Source organism: Pseudoponticoccus marisrubri, assembly GCF_001482405.1.
Taxonomy (GTDB): Bacteria; Pseudomonadota; Alphaproteobacteria; order Rhodobacterales; family Rhodobacteraceae; genus Pseudoponticoccus; species Pseudoponticoccus marisrubri.
The window spans coordinates 220,132-245,720 of the sequence record NZ_LPXO01000002.1; the positions used below are offsets into that span (position 1 = coordinate 220,132).

26 protein-coding genes are annotated in these 25,589 nt (G+C 68.7%); 9 read left to right on the plus strand and 17 right to left on the minus strand.

Features of this window, described 5'->3' with window-relative positions:
* Positions 1 to 171 precede the first annotated feature (171 nt).
* Entirely contained in the window at positions 172 to 495 is a 324-nt protein-coding gene (locus tag AVJ23_RS04765; RefSeq protein ID WP_058861015.1) for a HesB/IscA family protein, read from the plus strand.
* A gap of 134 nt (positions 496 to 629) precedes the next feature.
* On the opposite strand, the gene AVJ23_RS04770 is transcribed toward AVJ23_RS04765, so the two are convergent.
* The 3 genes from AVJ23_RS04770 to AVJ23_RS04780 are packed head-to-tail and all read right to left on the minus strand — an operon-like array spanning position 630 to position 3,225.
* On the minus strand, positions 630 to 1,511 hold the full coding sequence (locus AVJ23_RS04770; RefSeq protein ID WP_058861016.1) for a DMT family transporter: 882 nt from the start codon (positions 1,509 to 1,511) through the stop codon (positions 630 to 632).
* Positions 1,508 to 2,569, minus strand: a complete 1,062-nt coding sequence (locus AVJ23_RS04775) for a DUF6902 family protein (RefSeq protein ID WP_058861017.1) — start codon at positions 2,567 to 2,569, stop codon at positions 1,508 to 1,510. Before AVJ23_RS04775 ends, AVJ23_RS04770 begins: the two co-directional genes overlap by 4 nt.
* A 56-nt stretch (positions 2,570 to 2,625) precedes the next feature.
* Positions 2,626 to 3,225, minus strand: a complete 600-nt coding sequence (locus tag AVJ23_RS04780) for a DUF6749 family protein (RefSeq protein WP_157772614.1) — start codon at positions 3,223 to 3,225, stop codon at positions 2,626 to 2,628.
* A 470-nt stretch (positions 3,226 to 3,695) separates the two neighbouring features.
* Here AVJ23_RS04780 and xth point away from each other — a divergent pair, with 470 nt between their 5' ends.
* The 4 genes from xth (at position 3,696) to AVJ23_RS04800 (ending at position 6,336) form a co-directional block, all read left to right on the plus strand.
* Positions 3,696 to 4,478 carry an exodeoxyribonuclease III gene (xth, locus tag AVJ23_RS04785; protein WP_058861019.1) on the plus strand — a complete coding sequence of 261 codons (783 nt, stop codon included), beginning with the start codon at positions 3,696 to 3,698 and terminating at the stop codon, positions 4,476 to 4,478.
* Between the two features lie 76 nt (positions 4,479 to 4,554).
* On the plus strand, positions 4,555 to 4,791 hold the full coding sequence (locus tag AVJ23_RS04790; protein WP_058861020.1) for a BolA/IbaG family iron-sulfur metabolism protein: 237 nt from the start codon (positions 4,555 to 4,557) through the stop codon (positions 4,789 to 4,791).
* Positions 4,792 to 5,140: 349 nt separating this feature from the next.
* Positions 5,141 to 5,503, plus strand: coding sequence for a Grx4 family monothiol glutaredoxin (gene grxD, locus AVJ23_RS04795; RefSeq protein ID WP_058861259.1), 363 nt, complete (start codon positions 5,141 to 5,143; stop codon positions 5,501 to 5,503).
* Between the two features lie 128 nt (positions 5,504 to 5,631).
* A complete protein-coding gene (locus tag AVJ23_RS04800; RefSeq protein WP_058861021.1) occupies positions 5,632 to 6,336 on the plus strand; it encodes a hypothetical protein in 705 nt (234 codons plus the stop codon).
* A 24-nt stretch (positions 6,337 to 6,360) separates the two neighbouring features.
* On the opposite strand, the gene AVJ23_RS04805 is transcribed toward AVJ23_RS04800, so the two are convergent.
* The gene (locus AVJ23_RS04805) at positions 6,361 to 6,768 is read right to left on the minus strand and encodes a cell division protein ZapA (RefSeq protein ID WP_058861022.1); all 408 of its coding nucleotides are present in this window, start codon (positions 6,766 to 6,768) and stop codon (positions 6,361 to 6,363) included.
* Positions 6,768 to 7,760: a coiled-coil domain-containing protein gene (locus AVJ23_RS04810; RefSeq protein WP_058861023.1), complete on the minus strand. Its 993-nt coding sequence runs from the start codon at positions 7,758 to 7,760 to the stop codon at positions 6,768 to 6,770. The genes AVJ23_RS04805 and AVJ23_RS04810 overlap by 1 nt, the downstream gene beginning before the upstream one ends.
* 209 nt (positions 7,761 to 7,969) lie before the next feature.
* Between AVJ23_RS04810 and tkt the strand changes: the two genes are divergently transcribed.
* The gene (tkt, locus tag AVJ23_RS04815) at positions 7,970 to 9,988 is read left to right on the plus strand and encodes a transketolase (RefSeq protein WP_058861260.1); all 2,019 of its coding nucleotides are present in this window, start codon (positions 7,970 to 7,972) and stop codon (positions 9,986 to 9,988) included.
* Between the two features lie 246 nt (positions 9,989 to 10,234).
* Here the strand turns inward: tkt and lpxB are convergent, their stop codons facing one another.
* From lpxB to frr, 11 genes are all read right to left on the minus strand, one after another.
* On the minus strand, positions 10,235 to 11,383 hold the full coding sequence (gene lpxB / locus AVJ23_RS04820; RefSeq protein WP_058861024.1) for a lipid-A-disaccharide synthase: 1,149 nt from the start codon (positions 11,381 to 11,383) through the stop codon (positions 10,235 to 10,237).
* Positions 11,380 to 12,204: an LpxI family protein gene (locus AVJ23_RS04825; RefSeq protein WP_058861025.1), complete on the minus strand. Its 825-nt coding sequence runs from the start codon at positions 12,202 to 12,204 to the stop codon at positions 11,380 to 11,382. The genes lpxB and AVJ23_RS04825 overlap by 4 nt, the downstream gene beginning before the upstream one ends.
* A gap of 5 nt (positions 12,205 to 12,209) precedes the next feature.
* Positions 12,210 to 12,986: an acyl-ACP--UDP-N-acetylglucosamine O-acyltransferase gene (gene lpxA / locus AVJ23_RS04830; protein ID WP_058861026.1), complete on the minus strand. Its 777-nt coding sequence runs from the start codon at positions 12,984 to 12,986 to the stop codon at positions 12,210 to 12,212.
* A 32-nt stretch (positions 12,987 to 13,018) separates the two neighbouring features.
* On the minus strand, positions 13,019 to 13,480 hold the full coding sequence (fabZ, locus tag AVJ23_RS04835; RefSeq protein WP_058861027.1) for a 3-hydroxyacyl-ACP dehydratase FabZ: 462 nt from the start codon (positions 13,478 to 13,480) through the stop codon (positions 13,019 to 13,021).
* Positions 13,481 to 13,558: 78 nt separating this feature from the next.
* Positions 13,559 to 14,200, minus strand: a complete 642-nt coding sequence (locus tag AVJ23_RS04840; RefSeq protein WP_058861028.1) for an OmpH/Skp family outer membrane protein — start codon at positions 14,198 to 14,200, stop codon at positions 13,559 to 13,561.
* A 4-nt stretch (positions 14,201 to 14,204) separates the two neighbouring features.
* Positions 14,205 to 16,604 carry an outer membrane protein assembly factor BamA gene (bamA, locus tag AVJ23_RS04845; RefSeq protein ID WP_084794300.1) on the minus strand — a complete coding sequence of 800 codons (2,400 nt, stop codon included), beginning with the start codon at positions 16,602 to 16,604 and terminating at the stop codon, positions 14,205 to 14,207.
* 318 nt (positions 16,605 to 16,922) lie between these two features.
* A complete protein-coding gene (rseP, locus tag AVJ23_RS04850; RefSeq protein ID WP_058861029.1) occupies positions 16,923 to 18,266 on the minus strand; it encodes an RIP metalloprotease RseP in 1,344 nt (447 codons plus the stop codon).
* A gap of 14 nt (positions 18,267 to 18,280) precedes the next feature.
* Positions 18,281 to 19,453, minus strand: coding sequence for a 1-deoxy-D-xylulose-5-phosphate reductoisomerase (gene dxr / locus AVJ23_RS04855; protein ID WP_058861030.1), 1,173 nt, complete (start codon positions 19,451 to 19,453; stop codon positions 18,281 to 18,283).
* On the minus strand, positions 19,453 to 20,241 hold the full coding sequence (locus AVJ23_RS04860; RefSeq protein ID WP_058861031.1) for a phosphatidate cytidylyltransferase: 789 nt from the start codon (positions 20,239 to 20,241) through the stop codon (positions 19,453 to 19,455). The genes dxr and AVJ23_RS04860 overlap by 1 nt, the downstream gene beginning before the upstream one ends.
* Positions 20,238 to 20,963 carry an undecaprenyl pyrophosphate synthase gene (gene uppS / locus AVJ23_RS04865; RefSeq protein WP_240484520.1) on the minus strand — a complete coding sequence of 242 codons (726 nt, stop codon included), beginning with the start codon at positions 20,961 to 20,963 and terminating at the stop codon, positions 20,238 to 20,240. Before uppS ends, AVJ23_RS04860 begins: the two co-directional genes overlap by 4 nt.
* Positions 20,964 to 21,133: 170 nt before the next feature.
* Entirely contained in the window at positions 21,134 to 21,697 is a 564-nt protein-coding gene (gene frr, locus AVJ23_RS04870) for a ribosome recycling factor (RefSeq protein ID WP_058861032.1), read from the minus strand.
* Positions 21,698 to 21,887: 190 nt separating this feature from the next.
* On the opposite strand from frr, the gene AVJ23_RS04875 reads away from it, so the two are divergent.
* The gene (locus AVJ23_RS04875; protein ID WP_157772615.1) at positions 21,888 to 22,847 is read left to right on the plus strand and encodes a GlxA family transcriptional regulator; all 960 of its coding nucleotides are present in this window, start codon (positions 21,888 to 21,890) and stop codon (positions 22,845 to 22,847) included.
* Here the strand turns inward: AVJ23_RS04875 and pyrH are convergent.
* On the minus strand, positions 22,838 to 23,596 hold the full coding sequence (gene pyrH / locus AVJ23_RS04880) for a UMP kinase (protein ID WP_058861034.1): 759 nt from the start codon (positions 23,594 to 23,596) through the stop codon (positions 22,838 to 22,840). The two genes, AVJ23_RS04875 and pyrH, sit on opposite strands and share 10 nt — an antisense overlap.
* A 132-nt stretch (positions 23,597 to 23,728) precedes the next feature.
* Here pyrH and miaA point away from each other — a divergent pair, with 132 nt between their 5' ends.
* Both miaA and AVJ23_RS04890 read left to right on the plus strand, forming a co-directional pair.
* Positions 23,729 to 24,637 (plus strand): tRNA (adenosine(37)-N6)-dimethylallyltransferase MiaA, encoded by a 909-nt coding sequence (gene miaA, locus AVJ23_RS04885; protein ID WP_058861035.1) that lies wholly within the window; start codon positions 23,729 to 23,731, stop codon positions 24,635 to 24,637.
* Positions 24,634 to 25,491: an AraC family transcriptional regulator gene (locus tag AVJ23_RS04890; protein ID WP_240484522.1), complete on the plus strand. Its 858-nt coding sequence runs from the start codon at positions 24,634 to 24,636 to the stop codon at positions 25,489 to 25,491. The genes miaA and AVJ23_RS04890 overlap by 4 nt, the downstream gene beginning before the upstream one ends.
* Positions 25,492 to 25,589: the final 98 nt, after the last annotated feature.

Consider the following 25,589-nt stretch of genomic DNA (forward strand, 5'->3'; position numbering starts at 1 on the left):
CGGGCCCGTGTTTGACACGGGCAGAGACGGCCCGCCACCCTGTGCCGGCGCCCCGATGGGCCGGATATGCCGGTTTTTCGCGTCTCGCGGCCGGGCAACAGGGCTGCGCGCCCCGCTTGAAGGATCGGGGCGGGTTCATATATCCTGCCCGTGCCAGACAGAGAGAGTGCCATGAACCTGCCGCCCAAAGTGACCGACCGTGCCTTTGCCCGCCTGTCCGAGATCGGTGCCGGGGCGGAGGGACAGGCCCTGCGCGTGGCCGTCGAGGGCGGCGGCTGCTCGGGCTTTCAATACGACATCCGGCTCGACGCGCCGGCCGAGGATGACATCGTGATCGAGGAGGCCGGCCAGCGCGTCGTGGTCGACCCGGTCTCGCTGCCCTTCCTGTCGGGCGCGGTGATCGATTTCGCCGACGAGCTGATCGGCGCGCGCTTCGTGATCGAGAACCCCAACGCGACCAGCTCCTGCGGCTGCGGCACCTCCTTCTCGATCTGAGATCGGTGCGCGGCGTGAGCCCGTGCGGCCCTTCTCAAGCGTGGCGCGGCTGGAGGACGCGGGAGATCTGAGTATTTGGAAAGAGAAGAAGCAGGGGGTGTGCCCTGCTTCCCTGTTGGGTTTGACGTCTTGGGTTACTCGGCAGGGATGACGCGGGCGCGGGCCATGTGTTCGTCGATGACCAGCCAGAGCCCCGAGCCGATGACCAGCGACACCCCCAGAAGCGTGCCCATGGTCGGGATCTCGCCGAAGGCCAGCATGCCGATCGCCACCATCCAGACGAATTGCAGGTTCATCAGCGGCGTCGCCACATAGGCGGGCAGCAGGCGCAGCGCCTCGGCCACCACGTAGCGGGCGGCGAAGAGCGCGACCGCGTAGCCGGTGATCCAGCCGAGGTCGGTGAGGCTCATCGGGGTCCAGACGAAGGGCAGCGCCAGGCCCATGGCCAGCATCAGCGCGAGGTTCGGCCAGAAGACCTGGGCCAGCGGCACCCGCTCGACCCGGGCGATGAGCCGCGCGGCCAGCATGGAGCCGGTGCCCGAGACCGCCGCCAGCAGCGCCCAGCCATGGCCGGCCTGCATGCCCGAAAGCCCGCCCGGCATCAGCACGAGGATGCCGCCCGCGCCCAGCCCCAGCGCGGCCCAGGCCATGGGGCGCGGCACCTCGCCCAGCACCGGGCCGGAGAGCGCCGCGGCGATCAGCGGGATCAGCCCGATGAACAGGAAGACATCGGCGAAGGGCAGCAGGCGGAAGGCCTGGAAGAAGGCGATCGAGGCGATCACCGTCAGCGCGGCGCGCACCCACATCGCCCCGCGGGAGCGCAGGCGCAGCCCGCCCTGCCCCCGGTCGCCGAGCCGCGTCGCTGCCATGGAGAGCGCCACGACCAGCGCCGAGGAGATCACGAAGAGCTGTGGCGCGGCATAGCTGCCCGCGATGAACTTGGTGATGCCGTCGGCGGCGGCCATCATGCCAGTGTAGAGGACGACCAGCGCCGCCCCGATGCCTGCGCCCCTCATGACCGGCCCGCCCGGGCGAAGCCCTCGAAATAGGCGCCGAAGAGCGCGCTGCTCTGCGCCGCCACCTCGAGCAAGTCGCGCGCCTCTTCCGACAGGTGCGGCGCCACGCGGGCGCGCATGCGTTCCCAGTCGCCCGAGCGCCCCTCCTCCATGGCCAGCATGGCCTGGCTGATCTCGCGCAGCGCGGTGCGCGGGCGGGCGGCGCGGTCAAAGCGCATGCGCCCGGGCGCCACCGGCTTGCGGAAGAGCGGGCCGCCGGTCACCGCCTGGTGCCAGTTGCAGATCAGGAACTCGTGGTAATTGTCGCTCAGCGCGACGCCCGGCCCGCTCTCGACCGTGAAGCCCATGGTCTCGGCTTCGAGCCACGCGGTCCAGACCGCGGGCGGCACCTGGCCGGCATGGCGCAGCGCGATGCAGATCTCGGCCAACAGGTCGGCATTCTGGTCGAGAAACGCGGTCAGACCGGCGAAATGCAGGCTGTCCAGCGCCTCCTGCGGCAGGTCGGGCGGTCGGCGCCCGTATTCGCTCAGGTAATAGACGATATGGGTCAGCTCGTAGGCGGCCTTCTTGTTGGGCAGCTGGAAGGTGGCGGTGCGGGAGGTGAAGGCGCGCAGCCGGTCATCCAGCCCGGGATCGCGGATCGGGTCGACCCCGCGCCGGCCCATCAGGCGCCGTGCCTCGGCGCGCTGCAGGTCCGACAGCTCGGCCTCGGCCAGCCCTTCGCGGCGGGCGAACTCGACCATGCGGGCGGCCTCGTTCCCCGGCATTCCCAGCGCCTCGAGATCGAGCGCCAGCGACAGCAGGAAGCGGTAATATTGCGGAAAGAAGGTCAGCCGGTCATGGGCATTGGCATAGAAGCCGGCATGGATGGCCAGCGCCTCGGCCGGCACCTCCTGACCGGTGCATTCGAGGATGTTGAGCAGCTCGGCATTTTCCTTCAGCCAGAACACGTCGTCCCCGGTGCGACGGTGCTCGGCAAAGCAGGCCAGAAGCGCGCCGAGACGCGCTTCCAGAGGCAAAATCCGGGACGGGACGGTCAGTTGGACGATGTTGTTCATCTTCTTGGCTCCTGTCTTGCGGCAGAGCGTCCCCGCCCCGCCCGGGTTGCTTGGGTTCAGGCGCGGACCGGGCCCGACCAGCTGACGAAGGATTCGACATTGTCGCCGGTCTTGGCATCGCCATTGGCGGGGCCGGACCAGCTCACGAAGGATTCGACATTGTCGCCGGTTTTCGCGTCGCCATTCGCGGGGCCGGACCAGCTCACGAAGGCTTCCACGTTGTCACCGGTTTTCGCGTCGCCGTTCGCGGGGCCCGACCAGCTGACGAAGGCCTCGACATTGTCGCCGGTCTTGGCATCGCCGTTCGCGGGGCCCGACCAGGAGACGAAGGCCTCGACATTGTCGCCGGTCTTCGCATCGCCGTTCGCGGGAGCCGACCAGCTGACGAAGGCTTCCACGTTGTCACCGGTCTTGGCGTCGCCGTTCGCGGGGCCCGACCAGGACACGAAGGCCTCGACATTGTCGCCGGTCTTGGCATCGCCATTCGCGGGGCCGGACCAGGACACGAAGGACTCGACATTATCCCCACACTCCATGCGACCCTCTTCCGGGCCCGACCAGGAGACGAAGCTTTCCACCAGATCACCGCACAAAGCGGAGGTTTCGGCCTTGGAAACGGTTTCTTGAGAGATGCTGTGCTTAAGTTGGGCGGTCATTTTCCTGAACTCCTTCAAGGGCTTGTGGTTGGTCCCTCAACGATGCGCGCAAAACGCGTTTGCAAAAAAGTTAATTCTTGTTAAGGTTGATTAATCTCGCGGTTATGCACAACCCAGGGGTTGCGCACCGATTTCGAATTTCGAAACAATGCGAGATATCCACAGAATTGAATTTCTTGGGGATAAGTTTGGACTTTGCAGCGCAACGGCTGTTTGCAAAGTCCAAAACCCCGAATCATCGCGCGAATCCGATGCGTTCCGGCGTCAGGAATCGGTCACGTCCTGCCGCGTGGCGGACGCGATTCGGCGCCGGTTCCGCGCCGGCAAGAGGCGGGTCCGGGTCAATCGGCTTGACCTTGTGGCAGCAAAGCGGTCTGGATTGCGCGGTATCGCACCGGGGCCGACCAAAGGAATTTTCCCCGGCTGCAAAGCCCGGGCCACGCCCCGGCCGGGACCGGACAGGAGGCGCCATGAAGATCGCGACGTTCAACATCAACGGCATCAAGGCCCGCCTGCCCGCGGTCACCCAGTGGCTGGACGAGGCGCAGCCCGACGTGGTGCTCTGCCAGGAGATCAAGTCGGTCGACGAGGCCTTCCCCCGCGAGCCCTTCGAGGAGCGCGGCTACAATGTCGAGACGCATGGGCAGAAGGGTTTCAACGGCGTGGCGATCCTCTCCAAGCGCCCGCTGGAGGATGTCTGCCGCGGCCTGCCCGGCGATGACAGCGACGAACAGGCGCGCTGGATCGAGGCCACGGTGATGGGCGACAGCCAGGCGGTGCGGCTCTGCGGGCTCTACCTGCCCAATGGCAACCCCGCGCCGGGGCCGAAATACGACTACAAGCTGGCCTGGATGGAGCGGCTGGAGGCGCGCGCCCGCGCCCTGCTGGAGGAGGAGATGCCGGCGGTGATGGCGGGCGACTACAACGTCATCCCGCAGGCCGAGGATGCCGAGCGCCCCGAGGCCTGGGCCGAGGACGCGCTGTTCCTGCCGCAAAGCCGCGCCGCCTTCCGCCGGATCCTGAACCTCGGCTTCACCGAGGCGTTCCGCGCCCGGACCGACGCGCCCGGGCAATACAGTTTCTGGGACTACCAGGCCCGCGCCTGGGAGCGGAACAACGGCATCCGCATCGACCACATGCTGCTGACGCCCGCGGCGGCCGACCTGATGACGGAATGCCGGATCGATGCCGAGATCCGCGGCCGGGAAAAGCCCTCGGATCACGTGCCGGTCTGGATCGAGCTGGCCGCCTGAGCCCCGGGCGCCACCTTGCACGCACCGCGGCGGCACACTAGGTTTTGGCGCAACCACAGCAGACACGGAGACGCCTATGCCCATGCATGCCCAGGAAATCGAGGATCTGCTGCGGCAGAGCTTCCCGGACGCGAAGATCGCGGTAGAGGGCGATGACGGGGTGCACATGTCGGCCATGGTCATCGACGAGAGCTTTCGCGGTTTGAACCGCGTACAGCAGCAGCGTGCGGTCTATGCCGCGCTCAAGGGCAAGATGGACGGCCCGGCCGGCGAGCTTCATGCGCTGGCCCTGACCACGAAGGCGCCCGACTGATCCCATGGATCTCGGCACCTGGGCCATTCTCCTTCTGCTGCCCTTCCTCGCGATCTTCGTCTACGCGGCCTGGCACGAGAACCGCCGCTATCGCAAGGAAGGCAAATCCACCTACGGTTTGACCTATGATCCCGAATCGAACACCACCTTCGTGGCCGCGATCCCGGAGGATTCCGAAAGCTTCGATCCCGAGGATTTCAACCCCGAGGACACGCCCGACCCCTCGGGCGACGGCCCCGACAAGGACGCTGATACGGACACTGAGACGGGCACTGAGACTGGCACCGACGGGCGGGACAGACCGGACACCCCAGACGCAACCGACGACATTGAACAGGATGGCCGCAACATGACGGACGCGAAGACCCAGATCGACGACACGGTCAAGACCAACGACGTGGTGCTCTACATGAAGGGCACCAAGACCATGCCGCAATGCGGCTTCTCCAACCGGGTGGCCGGCGTGCTGAACTACATGGGCGTCGAGTATACCGACGTGAACGTGCTCAGCGACGAGGAGATCCGGCAAGGCATCAAGGATTACTCGGACTGGCCCACCATCCCGCAGCTCTACGTCAAGGGCGAGTTCGTGGGTGGCTGCGACATCGTCACCGAGATGACGCTGTCGGGCGAGCTCGACCAGCTCTTCGACGACAAGGGCGTGGCCTATGACAAGGCCGCGGCCGAGCGGATCCGAGAAAGCAATTCGTGACCCTGCTCTCCGGGCGCGTGCGTCCCGGGGGCAGAGAATCCGGACTTTGACCGTCGGCACGGACGGTTAGGATGACCGGGCGGGGCCAGTCCCTGCCCGGTTTTTTCGTGTCTGTCCGAAGGTGTCCCATGGATCTGCTCATTGTCTTCGTCCTGCTTGCCGCGTCCTTCGCGGGGAGCGCGCTGATCTTTCTTGCCATCCGCAAGAGCCATCTGCGCCGCGAGGCGCAGGCCGCGCTGGCCGCCGAGAAGGGCTGGCGCTTTCACCACGCGCCCGGGCGTGGCGGTGCGCCCGCGCGCACCTCGATCTCGGACCCAGAGGAAGGCTGGGTGCTGACCCTGAACGTGACATCCAGCGGCCGCGGCGGTTCGGTCTCGCGCTGGACCCTGTTCGAGGATCCGCGCCCGGCGCTCGACCAGGGCATGGCCCTGCTCGGCCCCGAGATCCCCGACAGGACGGCGGCCATGGCCGACCGCATGCTGGATCGCGCGGACGCGGCCGGAGGGATTGGCGGGCGGATCATGCAGGTGATGATGAACAAGCTGACCGGCGGGCTCGGCGCCGAGGCGGCCGACCTGCGCGCGGTGCCCGGAGACGGGCCCGGGACGCTCTTTGCCACGCCGGGGGCCGAGCATGCGCTGGACGGGCTGCGCGACGCGCCCGAACTGGTGCGCGCCCGCGCCGAGGGCAACGAGATGACCCAGCCGGTGATCCTGCGCGGCCCCGAGGGCCTGCGGATCCGCCGCAACGTGGCTCTGCGCAGCCCCGAAGAGATCGAGCGTTACGTCGCGCTCTGCCGCGGCCTGTCGGCCCGGTTGCAGGCCCCCGCCTGACGGGGCCGGCAAAGGGCCCGCGCGTCAGGAGGCGGCCTTGGCCTTTTCCTCGACCGTGTCGGCCAGCGCCTCGGCCCGCGCGGTCAGCTCGGCCAGCGCCTCGCGCATGTCCTCGGGCACCACGGGCACCTCGACCTTGTCGGGTTTCGGGCCGGGGCGGGATTGCAGCTCCTTCAGCTCGGCCTTCAGCGCCGCGGCGCGTTCCTCGGATTCGCGCAGCCGCTCTTCCAGCCCGGCGGTCTTGTCGGCCAGCATCAGCCCCGCCATCAGCAGCATGCGCGCCTCGGGCATGCGGCCGATCTGGTTGACCAGCACCTGCGCCTCGGTGTCGAGGAAGCGGGCTGCCGCCAGCAGGTACTGTTCCTCGCCCTCCTGGCAGGCCACCTCGAAGCTGCGTCCGCCGATCTTGATCTCCACCTCGATCTGCGCCATCAGCGCGCCTCCTCTTCGATGCCGGGCGCGGCCTCGGCCAGAAGCGGCTCGAGCGCGTGCAGCACCGCACGGGTCTCGGCCGATTCCGCGGCGCGCGCGGCCCGGATGCTTTCCAGTTCGGCCGCCATGGCGGCGTTGATCAGCTCGGCATCGCCGACGCCCTGCGCATTGGCCTCGCGCAGCCGGGCGGCGGTCTCCTCGAGCGTGGCATTGGCGGCGCGCAGCTGCTGCAGCTCGGTATCCAGCGCCTCGAACGCGGCGCGCTGCGTGGCCTCCTGCGCGCGCAGGCTCTCGGTCTCCTCGGCCTGCCGGGCCTTGAGGCGGCGCAGCCGTTCCTCGAGCTGGGCATTGGCCAGTTTCTCGTCCTCCAGCGCCTCGCGCAGCTGCGCCAGCTCTTCCGGATCGGCTTCGGGGGCGGCCGGTGCCGGCTCGGGCGTCTCCGGCGCGTCCTCGACAGGCGCTTCTGCGCTCTCCGAATTCTCGGCACGCTCGGCCTCTGGGGCCGCGTCCGGCGTAGCCTCGGCCGCCGCGCGCAGCGCCTCGATCTCGGCCTGCGCGGCACTCAGTGCCGCCCGCGCCTCCGAGGCCTCGGCCCGCGCCTCGGCCAGCGCGGCATTGGCGGTGGCGGCCGCGGCGACCGCGGCGTCCTTCTCGGCCTCGGCCTCGGCGCGGGCCTGGCTCACCGCCATCTCCAGCGCCTCGGCCTGGTCGGTGCGCTGCGTCTCCTCGGCCTCGGCAAAGGCCTCGGCCCGGGCCGCCTCGATGGCGCCCGACAGCTCGGCCTTGGCGGCCTCGGCGGTCTCGGTCGCCTCGGCGGCCACCGTCTCGGCCTTGGCCAGCGCCGCCTGCGTCTCAGCCAGCCGGCTTTCCGCCTCGGCCAGCTTGTCGGCCAGCTTGTCGGACGATGCGCCCGTATCCCACGCCTCGACGCCGCGCGATATCCGGTCGAGCGCGCGCGTCATCCGGCCCTGCAAATCCTCGATCTGGGTCATTCGGTCCCCTTTGTCCCTGACGCCGCGCGTGTGCGAATCAGCCCGCGTCTTGTTTTGAAGAAGATTACCAAGCGAAAAAGAAAAATGCGCCCCCTTGTGTTCCAATACCTTAGGCGCCGGCCTTCATCCGCCTTCCGCCGGCTTTGCTTGAACTCTCCCGCCACGCTGCTATGCAGCCTGAAACGCCTGATCCGAAGGAACCTGTTTTGGTGGATATCCAAGAGCTCCGCACCCGCACTCCCGATCACTGGATGCGCGCCACCGCGCTTCGGGCCCTTGCGCTCGACGCGGTCGCCGCCGCCAATTCCGGCCATTCCGGCATGCCCATCGGCATGGCCGACGTGGCCACCGTGCTGTGGTCGAAACACCTGAAATTCGACGCCGCGACCCCCGACTGGGCCGATCGCGACCGGTTCATCCTGTCCGCCGGGCACGGCTCGATGCTGCTCTACGGGCTGCTCTACCTCTCGGGCGATCCCGAGATCACGCTGGAGCAGATCCGCAACTTCCGCCAATGGGGCGCCAAGACCGCCGGCCACCCCGAGAACTTCCTTGCCCGCGCGATCGAGACCACGACCGGCCCGCTGGGCCAGGGCCTGGCCAACTCGGTCGGCTTCGCCATGGCCGAGGAGATGCTGCGCGCGCGCTTCGGCCGCAAGCTGGTGGACCATTACACTTATGTCATCGCCGGCGATGGCTGCCTGATGGAAGGCGTCAGCCACGAGGCAATCGGCCTTGCGGGACGCCAGGCCCTGTCCAAGCTGATCGTCTTCTGGGACAACAACGGCATCACCATCGACGGCAAGGTCTCGATCGCCGACCGCACCGACCAGATGATGCGCTTCAAGGCGGCCGGCTGGCACGTGCAGGAGATCGACGGCCACGACCCCGAGGCGATCGACGCCGCGATCACCGCCGCCAAATCCGCCAACGCGCCCTCGATGATTGCCTGCCAGACGCATATCGCGCTGGGTCACGCCGCGCAGGACACCTCCAAGGGCCATGGCGCGCTCACCAATGACGAGCAGAACATGGCCGCCAAGGAGGGCTGGGGCTGGACCGCGGCGCCCTTCGACGTGCCCGCCGAGATCAAGAGCTGGTGGGAAGAGGTGGGCGCCCGCGGCGCCGCCGAGCGCGAGGCCTGGGAGGCGCGGCTGGCCGAGGCCTCGGCCGCGCGACAAAAGGAGTTCGCCCGCGTCATGGCCGGCGAGACACCCAAGAAGCTTTCGGCCACGATCAAGGCGCTGAAGAAGCAGGTCTCCGAGACCACGCCCAAGGTCGCCACCCGCAAGGCCTCCGAGATGGCGCTCGAGGTGATCAACCCGGTGATGCCCGAGACGGTGGGCGGCTCGGCCGACCTGACCGGCTCGAACAACACGCTGACGGGTGACCTCGGCGTGTTCGACATCGGCGAGCGCAAGGGTCGCTACGTCTATTACGGCATCCGCGAACACGGCATGGCGGCGGCGATGAACGGGATGTCGCTGCATGGCGGGCTGAAGCCCTATGGCGGCACCTTCATGGCCTTCACCGATTACGCCCGCCCCGCGATGCGGCTGGCCGCGCTGATGAAAACGCCCACCGTCTTCGTGATGACCCATGACAGCATCGGTCTTGGCGAGGACGGCCCGACCCACCAGCCGGTCGAGCACCTGGCGATCAGCCGCGCGACGCCCAACACGCTGGTCTTCCGTCCCGCCGACGCGGTCGAGACCGCCGAGGCCTGGGAGATCGCTCTGGGCCAGACCGCGACCCCCTCGGTCCTGTCGCTGACCCGCCAGGGCGTGCCCACCGTGCGCACCCAGCACAAGACCGCGAACCTCGTGGAAAAGGGCGCCTACGTGCTGGCCGAAGCCGAGGGCAAGCGGCAGGCGATCCTGCTGGCCACCGGCTCCGAGGTCTCGGTGGCGCTCGCCGCGCGCGAGCTGCTGCAGGCCGAGGGGATCGGCACACGCGTCGTCTCGATGCCCTGCTGGGAGCTGTTCGAGCAGCAGGAGGAGAGCTATCGCCGCCGCATCCTGCCGCCGGCGGGCCCGGTGCGCGTGGCCGTCGAGGCCGGCATGCGCATGGGCTGGGACCGCTGGCTCTGCGGCGAGCGCGGCCGCCACAACAAGGCGGGTTTCGTGGGCATGGACAGCTTCGGCGCCTCGGCCCCGGCCGGCACGCTGTTCGAGAAGTTCGGCATCACCGCCGAGGCCGTGGCCGCCGAGGTCAAGGCGCTGCTCTGATCATTTGCGCGGGCAAGGCCTTTCGAAAGGCCTTGTCCACGCGGTTTGAAACCGCGTCAAAGCCGCTTCGAAGCGGCTTGCCCCGGGACATCGGCCACGTGCCGCAACAGCCCTGGGTCTCGACCAAAGGGTGGTCCGGGTGCCAAGGCCTTTCGAAAGGCCTTGGAAACGCGGTTTGCAAACCGCGTGGAAGCCGCTTCGAAGCGGCTTTCCCCCGGCGCCACCGCTGCGCGACAAAAAGCTTCTTCAGCGCTCCATCCGGGACAGGACCGCCGCCGCCGCGCGCGTGCCGGGCGCGGCACCTCCGCGGCCCAACCGTTGCATGGTCAGCTCCATGGCGGCCTTCTGCGCCGCCGGTGCGTCGAGCACCTGCCCCACCCCCGCGGCGATCGGGCCGGGACGGCAGGCCGGGCCGATGAATTCCGGCACGGCGCGGGTCTCGGACACCAGGTTGACCAACGTCACCGTGTCCACCAGCAGCATGCGCCCGATGATCTGGCGCGACAGCCAGCTCATGTCATAGGCGATCACCATGGGCGTGCCCGCCGCGGCCAGTTCCAGCGACACCGTGCCCGAGGCCGCCAGCGCCACGTCGGCGGCGCGGAAGGCGGCACGTTTCGCCGAGCCGTCGATGTCCTGCCGCGGATCGATCACCAGCGGCGCGCCGGGCCAGCTCGACACCGCCTCGGCCACGAACCCCGCCACGGGCCCCGCCGCCGGCAGAACCAGCCGCAGCCCGGGGCGCGCGCGCAGCAGCTGTTCGGCCACCTGCCGGAAGATCGGCAGCAGCCGGGTCACCTCGGACCGGCGCGAGCCCGGCAGGAACAGCGCCATCTCGCCCCCGATCCCGTGCTGCGCGCGGAAGGCCCGGGCGTCCTCCTCGCTGGCCTGCGGGTCCGTCACCACCGGGTGGCCCACGAAATCGCAGGCGATGCCCGCGGCCTCCATGTAGGGCGGCTCGAAGGGCAGCAGCGCAAGCACCTGGTCCACATGGGCGGCCATCTTCGCGGCGCGTTTCGGCCGCCAGGCCCAGACCGTGGGCGCCACGTAATGCACGATGCGGATCTCGGGCGCGACGGTCTTGACCAGCCGCGCCACGCGCAGGCTGAACTCGGGCAGGTCGATGGTCACCACCACGTCGGGCCGCGCGGCGAGGATCGCGTCGGCGGTCTGGCGGATGCGCGCCTTGAGATGGCGATACTCGCGCAGGATCTCTCCGATCCCCATCATGCTGATCTCGTCCATGGGGAACAGGCTGTCGAGCCCGGCGGCGATCATGCGCTCGCCCCCCACGCCCTGGAACGTAACATCTGGCACCAGCCCCTGCATGCCGCGCATCAGCGCCGCCCCCAACCTGTCGCCCGAGGGCTCTCCGGCGGTGAGGAAGACCTTCACAGGCCCAGCTCCCGCGCCACCACGGTCACGCCCTGCGCCTCGGCCTCGGCCAGCAGCGCTTCGCGGTCGAGCAGCAGCGTCCGACCCGCCTGCACCACGATCGCGCCCAGCCCGCCGCGGGCGGCGTGGCGCAGCGTATCCGGCCCGATGGCGGGCATGTCGACGCGCAGGTCCTGTCCCAGCTTGGGGCCCTTGACCAGCACGCCGGCCGGGCCGCGGCGGAAGCGCGGCTCGCTTGTCGCAACAAAGCCCAAGAGCGCATCGGTGCCCTGTGCCGTCTCGATGCCGAGGCACCCGGCCGCGCCGATCACCACCGACTGGCCAACATCCAGCGGCGAGAGCGCCTGCAGGATCGCGGCACCCTGCCCGATCATCGGCTCAACCGCTTCCGGCAGCGGCTGCGGCCCCGCGGCAAACCCCGCCGGCGCGACCAGCTCGGGGCAGATCTCATGCGCGGCGCGCACCGCCATGCCCGCCTCTTCGAACAGTCCCATCACCGCGCGCAGCGCGGCGTCGTCTCCGCTGGAAAGCGCCTTGAGGATCCGCTCCACCAGCGGCGCGGTGGCGGCGTCGATCTGCGCGGGGTCCAGCGCCGGGCGGGCGATGGCGCCGGCAAAGCAGATCTCGGTCACGCCGGCGGCGCGCAGATCCTGCAGCACGCTGCCCAGATGTTCGATCCGGAAGCTGCGCCACGTGGCGGCGGTGGGCAGATCGCTGCCCACGCCCTCAAGCGTGGCGACCAGCGGCGCACGGCCCCCGGCGCTCAACGCCCGGTTCAGTTCCACCGGCAGCGCGCCGCGGCCTGCGATCAGCGCCAGCACGCGGCTCAGCCCGGCGTCAGGAAATGACGGTCGCTGTCGCCGAGGATGAACTCGACGATCTCGCGCACGTAGTCGCTCTGGGTCTCGTCGCCCAGCCGGCGGGCGCGGTCGGCAAAGGCGCCCTCGCCCTGCGCCAGCATCTGGAAGGCGGCGCGCAGCGCGGTGATGTCCGAGCGCGCCACGCCGCGGCGCTTGAGCCCCACGAGGTTCAGCCCGTCCAGCTTGCCGCGCGGCGCCTGCACCAGCCCGTGCGGGATCACGTCATTGGTGACCATGGTGACCGCGCCGATGATGGCGCCGCGCCCGATACGGACGAATTGGTGCACGCCGGACAGCCCGCCCACGATCACCTCGTCCTCCAGCACGCAATGCCCGGCCAGCGCGGCATTGTTGACGAGGATCACCTTGTTGCCGACCTGCACGTCATGGGCCACGTGGCAGCCGGCCATGAACAGCCCGTCATCGCCCACGCGGGTGACGCCGCCGCCGCCCTCTGTGCCGGTATTCATGGTCACATGCTCGCGGATGCGGTTGCGCGCGCCGATCTCCAGCGCGGTCTTCTCGCCCTGGAATTTCAGGTCCTGCGGGATCTCGCCGATCACCGCGAAGGGGAAGATCACCGTCTCGGGGCCGATCGTCGTGCGGCCGGCCACGACCACGTGGGATTTCAGCTCGACGCCGTCGCCCAGCACGACCTCGGGGCCGACATGGCAGAACGGGCCGATGCGCACGCCCTCGCCCAGCTGCGCGCCCTTTTCGACCACGGCGGCCGGGTGGATCATCGTGCCGCCGCCCGGATCCTGACTGCCGCCGGTCAAGACGGCAGGTCCATCATCGCCGTGAACTCGGCCTCGGCGGCCATCTCGCCCTCGACCTCGGCGACGCCCCCGAACTTCCAGACCTTGCCGCCGGGCTTGCCGCGCAGCGTGGTCAGGCGCATGCGCAGCACGTCGCCCGGCACCACCTTGCGGCGGAACTTGCAGCGGTCGATCGCCATGAAATAGACCTTCATCTCGCGATCGGCCATGCCCAGCGAGGTGCCCACCATGACCGCGGCGGTCTGCGCCATGGCCTCGACGATGGTGACCCCGGGCATGATCGGCAGGCCCGGGAAATGGCCCTGGAAATGCGGCTCGTTCATGGTGACGTTCTTGATGCCCACGGCCGAGGAGGTGCCGTCGATCTCGTCGACCCGGTCCACCAGCAGGAACGGGTAGCGATGCGGCAGGATCCGCTGGATCAGCTGGATATCCGCGCTCCGGGGCGTGTCACTCATGGGGTCCGACCTTCCTGAAGAATGCGTCTTGCGTGGACCTTCCCCTAGCAATCGCGGGCCGAGGGGGCAAGCGGGCGGTCACTCGGCCGGCAGGCGGGGCGGCGCGGGCTCGAGCGTATCGCCGGGCTCGGCCTCGGGCTCGGGGGCGGGCGGCGCCGGGGCGAGGCCCGAGCCGTCGCCGATGGCCGCGTCGATGGCGGCGATGGCCTCGTCTGTGACGTCGATGGCGCCCGCGGCGGCAAAGACGGTGCGGCGTTCGAGGATCACGGCGGCATTACTGTCGCGCATCAGCCGCTCCAGCACGGGCTGCGCGGCAGCAAGGAAGCGGCGCTGCGCCTCGTCCCGCCGCGTGGCCAGCGAGCGCGCCTTGGCATCCTGCGCATCGCGCAGCGACTGCACCTTCTCGTCGAAAGCATCGGCCAGGGCGCGGAATTCCTCGGGCGGCAGGTTCGGCCGCTCGTCGGTCAGCGCGCGCTCTTCCTCGGTCAGCTCGGCCTCGATCCGGCGGTTCTCGGCGGCGATGGCCGCGCCGTCCTGCTCGATCTGCGTGGCGACGCGCTGGCCGAAGGCGCTTTGCGAATAGACGCGGTCGAACTCGATCACAAGGATCGGGCTCTGCACCACACCCGAGGCAAGCGGCCCGCCCTGCGCCTGTTGCGCGGCGCCCGGCAGGCCGGTCAGGCCAAGGCCGAGCGCCAGCAGGATCGCCGTCAGGCGCATGGGATCAGAACCGGGTCGAGACGGTCAGGTTGAAGTTCAGCGGCTTGTCCCACTTGGTCTTCTTCAGCGGTTCCGAGAAGTTCAGCCGGAGCGGCCCCAGTGCACTGTCCCAGAAGACCGAGACACCGACCACGTGGCGCAGGTCGAAATCGGGCGACACGACCGAGTTGCCGGCCGTGGTGGCGATGTTCGAATAACCGTCATTCACGCCCCAGACCGAGCCCACGTCGTAGAACACGCCGCCCGAGATGCCGTATTCCTCGGGCAGGCCCAGCGGGAACTCGGCCTCGAACTTGGCCACGGCGTAGAAATTGCCGCCAAGCGCGTCATCCACGCCGCCCGGCCCCACTTCGCGCGGGCCGATGCCGCCATATTCGAAGCCGCGCATGATGTTCGGCCCGATCAGGAAACGGTCGGTGGTACGGCTTTCGCCCTGCGAATAGTTCAGCGCCCCGCCCTGGAAACTGGCGCGCAGCGTCACTTCCTCGCTCAGGACCTTGGTCTGCGCGATGGCCCGGACCGAGGTCTTGATATGGGTGGTGTCGCCGCCCACCCCGGCGAAATCCTGGCCGAATTCCAGCAGCACGCCGGCATTGGGGTTCAGACCGGTGCGGCGCGTGTCGTAGCTGTAGGTATAGCCCAGCGAGCTGTCGATCCGCTCGCCGCTGGTCGCCTCGGCGAACACGATGCCGCCCAGATCGGCGGGCTTGGGCTGCGAGGGGTCGATATTGCTGAAATCGGTGTATTCCAGCGTGTAGCGCAGCTGCAGCTGGCCGTTCTCGGAGACCGGGAAGCCGATGAAGGGCTGAAACACGCCGCGCGTGGTGTTGTAAACCGAGTCCTCGTAATCCGTCTCGGTGTAGCTCAGGTTCACGCCGAAGGTCAGGTCGCGGCCCAAGAAGGCCGGCTCGATGAAACCGATGGAGTAGCGCTGCGCCGAAGAGGCAGTGTTGATGGAAAAGTTGAATGACTGCCCGCGGCCGAGGAAGTTGGTCTCGGAGAAGGAGATCGCCGCGCCGAACCCGTCGGTCGTCGAGTAGGAGCCGCCGAAGGAGAGCGAGCCGGTGGGCTGTTCCTCGACATCCACGTCGATGATCACCTGCTGCGGGGTCGAGCCCTCGCGCGCCTCGACATCGGCATTGGCGAAATAGCCCAGGGCCCGGATGCGCTCGGCGCTTTCGCGGATGGCGCGCGGGTTGAACGGGTCGCCCTCGACCACCTCGAACTGGCGCCGGATCACCCGGTCCATCGTGGTGGTATTGCCCTCGATGTCGATGCGCTCGATGAAGACGCGCGGCCCGCGGGTCAGCATGAACTCGACATCCAGCGTCAGGTCGCGGTCGTTGCGGTTGATGCTGGGCTCCACCCGGACGAAGTTCAGCCCCTCGCGGATCGCCAGCCGTTCCAGCCGGGCGATCTCGTTCTCGACCAGCGTCGGCGAATACACCACGCCCTCGCGCAGTTTCACGCGCGAGCGGAACAGGTCGGGATCGACATCCGGCAGGTCCGAGGTGACCGAGACGTCGCCGACACGGAATTGCTGGCCTTCCTCGACATTGAAGGTGACGAAATAGGCGTCACGCTCCTGCGCCAGCTCGGCATTCACGCCGGTGACGCGGAAATCGACATAGCCGCGGGACTGGTAGAAGTCGCGCAAGAGCTGTTTGTCGAACTCGATCCGGTCCTCGATGAAGGTGTCGCGCCGGATCAGCGCGCGCAGCAGCCCGGCCTGCTTGGTGTCCAGCACGCGGCGCAGGCGCCGGTCGGAATAGTTGCCATTGCCGACAAAGCCGATGCGCTCGATCTCCGAGACGCCGCCCTCGAAGATCTCGAAGACAAGGTCGACGCGGTTGTCGCTGCGCCGGATCACCCGCGGGCTGACCCGCGCGGCCAGCCGGCCCTCGGTCGAATAGGCCTCGGAGATGGCCTGCGCATCGGCCTCGGCCACGCGCGGGCTGAACACCCGCCGCGACTGCGACTGGATCACCCCGGTCAGGTCCTCGTCCTTGATGCGCTGGTTGCCCTCGAAGGCGATGCGGTTGATCGTCGGATATTCCACGACCCGGATCACGAGGCGCGAGCCCTGCGGCTCGATCACCACGGTCTCGAACAGGCCGGAATTCAGGATCCGCTGATAGGCGTCGTTCAGCTCGGCCGCGGTGACCGCCTGCCCCCGCGCGATACCCGCATAGGACAGGATCGTGCCGGATTCGATCCGGCGATTGCCCTCGATCGTGACGCTGTTGAAGCTGTAGGTCTGCGCCACCGCCATCTGCGGCAGGGTCGCGATCCCGCCGGCGCCGGCGCCCAATGCGATGGACAGCGCGACCACCCTGGCGGCCTGGCCGATACGCGCCGTGTTCTTGTTCTCTTGCGCACTGCGCGCGCCAATGACCCCCGCCATTCTCGCACTCCACTCAGACATCCCTCGGAAAGTGAGTATCGGGAATGCCGGGGCTTGTCAAAAGCCTGCGCGGGTCATTTTCGCCCCCTGTCGCGGGGCCGCCCCTCAGTGCAGCAGCGAGCCCAGATAGGCGCCGAAGAACAGCGCGAAGACGATGGTGGACACGTAGAGCAGCCGGTCCCAGTTGATGGAAACCAGCAGGCTCATGCTGCGATATCCGGCCTGAAGCGTGTGCATCGATTCTTCCCCTTTCGGATCTGCCCGACCTTGATGACAGGTGAATCGGGCAGATTTTGGGCGAAGCGCCGGAAAACGTCCTCAGGGGCAGAACAGATCGTTGGACAGCGCGAAGACCATCAACGCCAGCACGACGGTCAGCCCGATCGACATCAGCACGCGCAGCGCCTTGTCACTGGGCGGACGCCCCGAGACCGCCTCGTAGGCGTAGAAGACCAGGTGGCCGCCATCCAGCGCCGGCACCGGGAACAGGTTCAGCAGGCCCACGGCGGTGCTGAGCACGGCGATGAACCAGATGAAGTTCGTGGTGCCCTGGCTGGCCATGTCGCCGCTGGTCTCGGCGATGCCGATCGGGCCGGACAGGTTGCAGGTGCTGATCGCGCCGGTGGCCATGTGCCACAGCCCCGAAAGCGAGCCCTCCATGATGCGGCCGACCTGCGACACGCCCCCCCAGAGCGCGGTGCCCACGCCCGGTGTCTCGGTGGCGGGCTCGAACAGGATGCCGCCGACGATGCCGATCCGGTAATAGGTCTGGAACCCGCCCTCGGGCTGGGGTTCGTCCACGCGGCGCGGGGTCAGCTCCATCGGCAGGATGTCGCCATCGCGCCACACGTCCAGCGCCAGCGTGGCGCCCTCGGACCCCTCGACCCGCTCCTTGAGCTGGTCGAAGGCATAGATCTCGTCGCCGTCGATTCGCACGATCACGTCGCCGGCGCGCATGCCGGCATCGCCCGCGGCCGAGCGCGGCGCGATCTGGGTGGCGATGGGCGGGTAGACATAGGGCCCCTCGACCACCTCTTCGCGGCCGTCGCGCAGCACGGTGTAGTCGAGCACCGGCTGCTGCGGCAGGCCTTTCATGAAGGCCTCGTAGGCGACGGGGTCGTCGAAGCTGGGCGGCGCCTTGTCGGCGATGGCCAGGATCCGGTCGCCCTCCTGCAGCTCCTGCGCGGTGGGCAGGGTGCGCAGCTCGCCCACGGTCAGCGGCTCCGCCACGGTGCCGCGGAACAGGATCACGGCGGTGAAGATCACGATGGACAGGGCAAAGTTGAATAACGGGCCCGCCGCCACGGTGGCGGTGCGCGCCCAGAGCGGCGCGCCGCTCATGGTCGAGCGGCGTTCCTCGGCATCGAGCCCCTGCATCGCCTCTTCGTCCACCCCGCCCGAGGGGTTGGCGTCACCGCGGAACTTGACGTAGCCGCCAAAGGGCACGGCGGCGATCTGCCATTTGGTGCCGTCGCGGTCAAAGCGCGACCAGATCACCGGCCCGAAGCCCAGCGAGAAGACCTCGGGGTAGATGCCCGTCTTCTTGCCCACGATGTAATGGCCGTATTCGTGGATCGCGATGATCACGGACAGCGCAAGAACGAAGAACACGACGGTCCAGAGAAAACCCCCGAATTGCGGGATCAGTGTCGTCAGGTCCAAGTCTCGCCCCCTTGTTATGCCCTGCGGGCCGCCATCACGTCGTCGGCCACATGCCGAGCGAGATGGTCCGCCTCGGCAACGTTATCAAGTGTAATCGCGTCGGGATTATGTCGCGCCTGGGACGAAAGCCGGTCCAGGACCTCCTCGACCACGGCCGCCATCTCGCCGAATCCGATGCGTTCGGCGATGAAGGCGTCCAGCGCGCGCTCCTTGGCGGCGTTGAACACCGCCCCCATCAGGCCGCCCGCCTGCATCACCTCGCGCGCCAGCCGCAGCGCCGGCCAGCGCGTCTCGCACGGCGTGCGAAAGCTGAACTGCCCCAGCGCGACAAGGTCCAGCCGCTCGACCGGCAGGTAGGCGCGGGCCGGGTAATGCAGCGCGAAGCCGATGGCATGGCGCATGTCCGCCGGGCCCACATGCGCCATCAGCCCGCCGTCGCGGAACCCCACCAGCGCGTGGATCATCGATTCCGGGTGCACCACCGCCTCGATCTGCGACGGCTTCAGCCCGAAGAACTCGCGCGTCTCGATCAGCTCCAGCGCCTTGTTGAACATCGAGGCGCTGTCGATCGTGATGCGCTGGCCCATGTCCCAGTTGGGATGCGTGGCCGCCTGCGCCGGCGTGGCCCGCGCGAGGTCCTCGAGCGGCCAGTCGCGGAAGGCGCCGCCGCTGGCCGTGATGATCACGCGTTCGACCGCACCGATATCCTCGCCGATCAGCGCCTGGAACACGGCCGAATGCTCGCTGTCCACCGGCAGGATCTCGGCGCCCGAGCCGCGCGCGGTGCGCAGCATCAGGGGCCCGGCGCAGACCATGCTTTCCTTGTTGGCCAGCGCCAGCGTGGCGCCCTGTTCCAGCGCGCGCAGCCCCGGCTCCAGCCCGGCGGCGCCCACGATGGCCGACATCACCCAGTCTGCCGGGCGGTGCGCCGCCTCGACCAGTGCCGCGCGCCCCGCCGCGGCCTCCACGCCCGAGCCTGCAAGCGCGGCGCGCAGATCCTCCAGCCGGCTCTCGTCGGCGGTCACCGCGATCTCGGCCCCCAGCGCGCGCGCATCGGAGGCCAGCTGCGCGATATTGGCGCCACCCGTCAGCGCGACCACGTCATAGCCCGCCGCGTCGCGCCGGATCAGGTCGATCGTGTTCTGCCCGATGGAGCCGGTGGCCCCGAAAATCGACACCCTGCGCATCACACCCCCGGCGGGAAGCCCACCGCCTGCCCGGCGATCATCAGGAAGACCGAGGCGCCCAGCATCCCGTCGAACCGGTCCAGCAGCCCGCCATGGCCCGGGATCAGCGACGAGCTGTCCTTGACGCCGGCGCGCCGCTTGATCGCGCTTTCCGAGATGTCGCCGATCTGGCTGGCCATGCTGACCGCGATCGAGATCCCCGCCAGCCCGGCCCCCGCCGGCGTCACTCCGGCAAAGAACAGCCCCACGATGGCGGCGCCAGCCCAGCCCGCGATGGTGCCCGACCATGTCTTCTTGGGGCTGACACGCGGCCAGAAGAGCGGCCCGCCCAGCGACTTGCCCGCGAAATAGCCCGCCACGTCGGTGACCACGACCACCGTCACCAGCCACAGCATCCAGCGCAGGCCGATATCGTCGCGCAGCACGATCATCCCGTAGCCCGCCAGCAGGATCAGCGCGGTGAAGACCGCGTAGGTCACCCCGCCCTTCTCCATCCGCGAGAAGCCCAACATCGAGGGAAACAGCAGCAGCGGAAAGGCAAAACCCGGCGGCACCCAGGCCACCACCAGCGCGGTTGCGAAACCGGCGGCGCCCAGCACGTACTGGCTCTTGGTGCGGCCGCTGTCGACCATGCAGACCAGTTCCCAGATCATCATGCCGCAGATCAGTGCCACCAGCAGGTGGAACCAGACCCCGCCCAGCCAGACCGCCACCAGCCCCACGGTGACCATGGCCGCGCCCGAGGCAAGCCGCGGCGCGAGATCGTCCCAACGGCGTCCGGCGCTCATACGGGGACGGCTCCGAAGCGGCGCTCGCGCCCGCCATAGGCTTCGACCAGCCGCCGCAGCTCATCCTTGCTGAAATCGGGCCAGAGCGTGTCGACGAATTCGTACTCGGCATAGGCAGATTGCCACAGCAGGAAGTTCGAGATCCGCGCCTCGCCGCTGGTGCGGATCACGAGGTCGGGATCGGGCAGCACATGCGTGTCCAGATAGCGCGGCAGCGTCTCCTCGTTGACATCGGCCGGGTCCAGCCGCCCGGCGGCCACATCCTGCGCCAGCCGCTGGGTGGCGCGCGCCACCTCGTCACGGCCGCCATAGTTCAACGCGATGGTCAGGTTGGTGCCGGTGCAATGCGCGGTCAGCGCCTCGGCCTCGTCCATCAGCCCGCGCAGCTTGGCATCCAGCCGCGGCCGGTCACCGATGAAGCGCACGCGGACGTTCTCCTTCACGAAGGCCTGCATCTCTTTCATGATGTAGCGCCGGAACAGGCTCATCAGCCCGGCCACCTCGACCTGCGTGCGTTTCCAGTTCTCGGTCGAGAAGGCGAAGATGGTCAGGTATTTCACGCCCAACTCGGGGCAGGCCTCCACCACCTCGCGCACCCGCCGGGCGCCGGCATGGTGCCCGAACAGGCGCGGCCGCCTGCGCTGCGTGGCCCATCGCCCGTTGCCATCCATGATGATGGCGATGTGGCGCGGTCCGCCGGTGAATTCGCGCGGTGCGGTCATGCCCGTGGTCCTCGTGATCGGTCGCGGCGTCTGCGTCATTCCCTCGTCATAGAGCATGGCCGCGCCGAACATAAGGGGGCGCGACCGGCGGATTTCCCCACCCCGGAAGGCGCCCGTTTCGTACGCTTCGGCGAAAATCGCCGCCGTTTCGTGCGAAACGGACACAAAGCTCAGACCTGCATGATCTCGTCCTGCTTGGTCTCCAGCATCGCGTCCACCTTCTTGATGTAGGTGTTGGTCAGCTCCTGCACCTCGGATTCCCAGATCTTCTGGTCATCCTCGGACATGCCGTCGGCCTTGGCCTTCTTGATCTGGTCCATGCCGTCGCGGCGCACGTTGCGCACCGACACGCGGGCATGCTCGGCATATTGCGCGGCGACCTTGGACAGCTCGCGGCGGCGCTCCTCGTTCAGCTCGGGGATCGGCAGCATGATGATCGTGCCGTTCATCTGAGGATTGATGCCCAAGCCACTGTCACGAATGGCTTTTTCTACCTTGTTGACCAGCCCCTTGTCCCACACGTTGATGGTGACCATGCGCGGCTCGGGCACGTTCACGGTGCCCACCTGGTTGATCGGGGTCATCTGGCCATAGGCCTCGACCTGCACCGGTTCCAGCATCGAGGCCGAGGCGCGCCCGGTGCGCAGGCTGGCGAATTCGGTGCGAAGATTGGCCATGGCGCCGTCCATGCGGCGCTCGAGATCGTCTGTGTCGAGGATGAAGTCGTCTGACATGTTGCAGTCCTGCCTGAAGTTCTGGGGCCCTGGGACAAGACGCTTATCCCGGTCGGGCGTCCAGATCAATTGCCCAGCGGTTTCCGGGCCGTAGAAGCCTGCATGGCCCCGCGATCATGCAGGAAAGGCCGCAGATCATGCGGATTGCGCCGAATGGCCCGGCGCGCGGTAGCCATATGTTAATTCTTGGGTGGCAGAGAGAGCGGGTTCCCGCGCGGATGCGACGCCGATGCATGTCTGCCTGATCCTCTTTCCCGGCTTCCCGATGCTGGCCCTGTCGCTGGCGCGCGAGGTGCTGCGCCGGGCCAATGCCTGCGCCGGGCATCAGCTGCTCTCTTGCCACACCCGTACGGTCACCGGCGCCCCCGTGGACTGCGCCGACGGCACGAGCGTGGCCCCGGATCGCAGCGGCTGGTCCGGCGTGCAGGGGATCGACCTTGTCCTGCTGATCGCGAACCCCGCCCCATCGCATTTCTTGCCACTGGGTCTGCGCAGCTTCCTTGAAGAGGCGACCCGCGCCGGAGCGATGCTGGGCGGTGTCTCTGCCGGGGTCGGGATCCTCGACCGGCTGGGGGTCCTCTCGGAGCCTCCGACGGAGCCACGCTGCAGAATGCAGATTACGAATTTAAATCAGCACCCTGCAGGAAACAGCTCATCCTTCACCCTGGATCGGCGCCGCTTGCTCGTTCCCGACAGCTTCGGCCTGGCCGAGGCGCTGATCGGCTGGATCGCGCGGGCGCATGACCCGGGCCTCGCGCTGAAGACTGCCGCATCGCTCGGGCTGGATCACGTGGCCCATCCGCATGCGACCGCGGTGCGCGATCCCGATCTCACGCGCATGCAGGCGATCATGGCGGCGCATCTCGATGTGCCCCGGCCGCTGCCCTGCATCGCCGAGGATCTCGGGCTCAGCCCCAAGCAGCTGCGCAACCGCTGCCGCGCCGCCCTTGGACGGACCCCGGCACAGGTCTACACGGAAATGCGGCTGGCGCGCGCCGATGCGCTGGTGCAATCCACCGCGCTGCCAGTCGGGGCCGTGGCGCGCGCGGCGGGGTTCGCCTCACCCTCGGCCTTCACCCGCAGCTATCGCGCGCATTTCGGGCAGGCGCCGCAGGACCGACGCCGCCAACGCGCCCCGCCTCAGGCGTAATCGGTGCTCGCGCGGCTTTCGCCATGGACCCGCGTATAGGTGCCCTGCCCGGCGAGGATGCCCTGGAAGCCGCCCGGCTCGTCCAGCGAGAAGACGATGATCGGCAGGCTGTTGTCGCGCGCCAGCGCGATGGCCGAGGCATCCATCACCTTGAGATTGCGGGCCAGCACCTCGTCATAGGTGACCGTGTCATAGCGCACCGCGTCGTCATGCTTGACCGGGTCCTTGTCATAGACGCCGTCCACCTTGGTGCCTTTGAAGATCGCCTCGCAAGCCATTTCATTCGCACGCAAAGTTGCCGCCGTGTCCGTGGTGAAATAAGGGTTGCCCGTACCGGCCGCGAAGATGCACACGCGCTTCTTTTCAAGGTGGCGCACGGCGCGGCGACGGATATAGGGCTCGGCCACCTCGTCCATGCGGATGGCCGAGATGACGCGCGTGAACACGCCTAGCCCTTCCAGCGCGGACTGCATGGCCAGCGCGTTCATCACCGTGGCAAGCATGCCCATGTAATCGGCCGTCGTGCGCTCCATTCCCTGCGCGCTGCCGGCCAACCCGCGAAAGATGTTGCCGCCGCCGATCACCATGCAGATCTCGACGCCCATCTCGTGCACCGATTGCACCTCGCGGGCGATGCGCTGGACGGTCGGCGGGTGCAGGCCGAAGCCCTGGTCGCCCATCAGCGCCTCGCCCGAGATCTTGAGCATCACGCGGCGGAAGGTCGTCTTCGGCGTGTCGCTTTGGCTCATGTTGCGCTCCGTCCTGGCCCCGGGATATGATGCGCGCAGTCTTGGCGGAAAACCCGGCCGTCTGCAATGCCGCGGCGGTCAGAACCGGGCAGCGCCGCGCAGGGACGGCACGGGGACAGGAGGCGGTACGGCATGACGCGGGCAGCGGCAGCGATCGAGGCATGCGTCGACGGGCTCGATCCGGCGCGTCCGGTGCTGATCGCCGGGCCCACCGCCAGTGGCAAATCCGCGCTCGCGCTGGCCATCGCCGAACGGCAGGGCGGCGTGATCGTCAATGCCGATGCGATTCAGGTCTTCTCGGACTGGCGCGTGCTGACGGCGCGCCCCTCGCCGCAGGACGAGGCGCGCGCGCCGCATGCGCTCTACGGCCATGTTTCGGGCAAGACCCCCTATTCCGCCGGGCACTGGCTGCGCGATCTGGCGCCTTTCCTGCATGATGGCCCGCGCCCGATCATCGTGGGCGGCACCGGGCTCTACTTCACGGCGCTGACCGAGGGGCTGGCCAGGATCCCCCCGATCGCGCCCGGGATCCGGGCCGAGGCTGAGGAGAAATTACGCGCAGATGGCCCGGCGGCGCTGGTCGCCGAGCTCGATGCCGAGAGCGCGGCGCGAATCGACCAGCGCAACCCCGCCCGCGTGCAGCGCGCCTGGGAGGTGCTGCGCCAGACCGGGCGCGGCATCGCCGAATGGCAGGACGAGACGCCGCCACCGCTACTGCCGCTGCAGAACGCGCAGCCGATCCGGATCGACGCGGGCAAAGAGTGGCTGACCCCGCGCATCGCGGCGCGGTTCGACCGGATGCTGGAGGACGGCGCGCTGGAAGAGGCGCGTGCCAACCGGCCCGGCTGGGACCCCGCCCAGCCCTCGGCGAAAGCGATCGGCGCGGCCGAGCTGATGGCCTGCCTCGACGGCGACATGACGTTGGAGGCCGCGGCCGAGCGCGCCACCATTCTGACCCGCCAATTCGCCAAGCGGCAGCGCACCTGGTTTCGTGCGCGCATGGCGCATTGGCCGGGACTCGACGCGGCCGCGCTGGCATGAGCGGCCGTCCCGGCTTTCTGCGCAACCCGATGCCGCCTGCGCCGCGGCGCCCATCCGCCCCGATCCGCTGCGGCTCGTTCCAGGTGATGCAGCAAGGCGCCAGCTGGCGCTTTGCCCTCTGCCATGCGCGCGACCGCAACCTGCTGATCTGGGTGACGCGCGGCCAGGGCCGGGTGATCGTGAACGGCATCCGCCGCGGCATCAGCATGAACAACGCGCTCTATCTGCCTGCAGGCACGCTTTTTTCCGTCGATCTGCCCCAGGGCGTTCAGGCGCTGTTGGTGGAAAGCCCCGCCGGGCTGACCGGGCGGTTGCCGCAGGCGCCGCTGCTTCTGCGGGTGCGCGACAGCCTGGCCCAGGCCGAGCTGACCGGCGAGATCGACGCCATGAGCCGAGAGCTGTCCCGCGACCGGCCGCATCTGCAGGAGGCGCTCGAGGCGCATGTGCGGCTGATCGCGGTCTGGCTGCACCGGCAGGTCGCCGCGGGCGCCGCCGACCAGCCGCCCGAGAGCGCGGCCGAGCGCCTGGCGCGACGCTACGCGATGGCGCTGGCGCGCGGGTTCCGACGCGGCGCGGGCATGGCCGGCTATGCCGAGGCGCTGGACGTGACGCCGACCCACCTGTCGCGCACCTGCCGTGCAACCTGCGGCAAGACCGCGGCCGAGCTTCTGACCGAATGCCGGCTGCATGCCGCGCGCTCGGCGCTGGAGGCCCCCGCGCCGGGCGTGCAGGAGATCGCGCGCGACCTGGGCTTTGCCTCGCCGGCCTATTTCTCGCGCTTCATCCAGACCCATACCGGGCGGACACCGACGGCCCTTCGGGCCGCGTGGCAGGCCCGGCAGGGCCGTGGCTGAGACGCCGCCGCCCCCGGTCATGTCGCTTTTGGATTGTCTTGATGTCGTTTTTGTGGTCCGAAACGACGAAACCAACCGTTGACGGGACACTGGATCTC

Bases quoted from the DNA above. Each gene is read 5' to 3' on its own strand.
- miaA (WP_058861035.1), top strand. From the start codon at position 23,729: ATGACGCGGGCAGCGGCAGCGATCGAGGCATGCGTCGACGGGCTCGAT.
- uppS (WP_240484520.1), bottom strand. From the start codon at position 20,963: ATGACCGCACCGCGCGAATTCACCGGCGGACCGCGCCACATCGCCATC.
- AVJ23_RS04780 (WP_157772614.1), bottom strand. From the start codon at position 3,225: ATGACCGCCCAACTTAAGCACAGCATCTCTCAAGAAACCGTTTCCAAG.
- AVJ23_RS04790 (WP_058861020.1), top strand. From the start codon at position 4,555: ATGCCCATGCATGCCCAGGAAATCGAGGATCTGCTGCGGCAGAGCTTC.
- fabZ (WP_058861027.1), bottom strand. From the start codon at position 13,480: ATGAGTGACACGCCCCGGAGCGCGGATATCCAGCTGATCCAGCGGATC.
- AVJ23_RS04805 (WP_058861022.1), bottom strand. From the start codon at position 6,768: ATGGCGCAGATCGAGGTGGAGATCAAGATCGGCGGACGCAGCTTCGAG.
- AVJ23_RS04800 (WP_058861021.1), top strand. From the start codon at position 5,632: ATGGATCTGCTCATTGTCTTCGTCCTGCTTGCCGCGTCCTTCGCGGGG.
- bamA (WP_084794300.1), bottom strand. From the start codon at position 16,604: ATGGCGGGGGTCATTGGCGCGCGCAGTGCGCAAGAGAACAAGAACACG.
- frr (WP_058861032.1), bottom strand. From the start codon at position 21,697: ATGTCAGACGACTTCATCCTCGACACAGACGATCTCGAGCGCCGCATG.
- AVJ23_RS04765 (WP_058861015.1), top strand. From the start codon at position 172: ATGAACCTGCCGCCCAAAGTGACCGACCGTGCCTTTGCCCGCCTGTCC.
- dxr (WP_058861030.1), bottom strand. From the start codon at position 19,453: ATGCGCAGGGTGTCGATTTTCGGGGCCACCGGCTCCATCGGGCAGAAC.
- AVJ23_RS04860 (WP_058861031.1), bottom strand. From the start codon at position 20,241: ATGAGCGCCGGACGCCGTTGGGACGATCTCGCGCCGCGGCTTGCCTCG.
- xth (WP_058861019.1), top strand. From the start codon at position 3,696: ATGAAGATCGCGACGTTCAACATCAACGGCATCAAGGCCCGCCTGCCC.
- AVJ23_RS04840 (WP_058861028.1), bottom strand. From the start codon at position 14,200: ATGCGCCTGACGGCGATCCTGCTGGCGCTCGGCCTTGGCCTGACCGGC.
- AVJ23_RS04775 (WP_058861017.1), bottom strand. From the start codon at position 2,569: ATGAACAACATCGTCCAACTGACCGTCCCGTCCCGGATTTTGCCTCTG.
- AVJ23_RS04770 (WP_058861016.1), bottom strand. From the start codon at position 1,511: ATGAGGGGCGCAGGCATCGGGGCGGCGCTGGTCGTCCTCTACACTGGC.
- AVJ23_RS04810 (WP_058861023.1), bottom strand. From the start codon at position 7,760: ATGACCCAGATCGAGGATTTGCAGGGCCGGATGACGCGCGCGCTCGAC.
- grxD (WP_058861259.1), top strand. From the start codon at position 5,141: ATGACGGACGCGAAGACCCAGATCGACGACACGGTCAAGACCAACGAC.
- lpxA (WP_058861026.1), bottom strand. From the start codon at position 12,986: ATGATCCACCCGGCCGCCGTGGTCGAAAAGGGCGCGCAGCTGGGCGAG.
- AVJ23_RS04890 (WP_240484522.1), top strand. From the start codon at position 24,634: ATGAGCGGCCGTCCCGGCTTTCTGCGCAACCCGATGCCGCCTGCGCCG.
- pyrH (WP_058861034.1), bottom strand. From the start codon at position 23,596: ATGAGCCAAAGCGACACGCCGAAGACGACCTTCCGCCGCGTGATGCTC.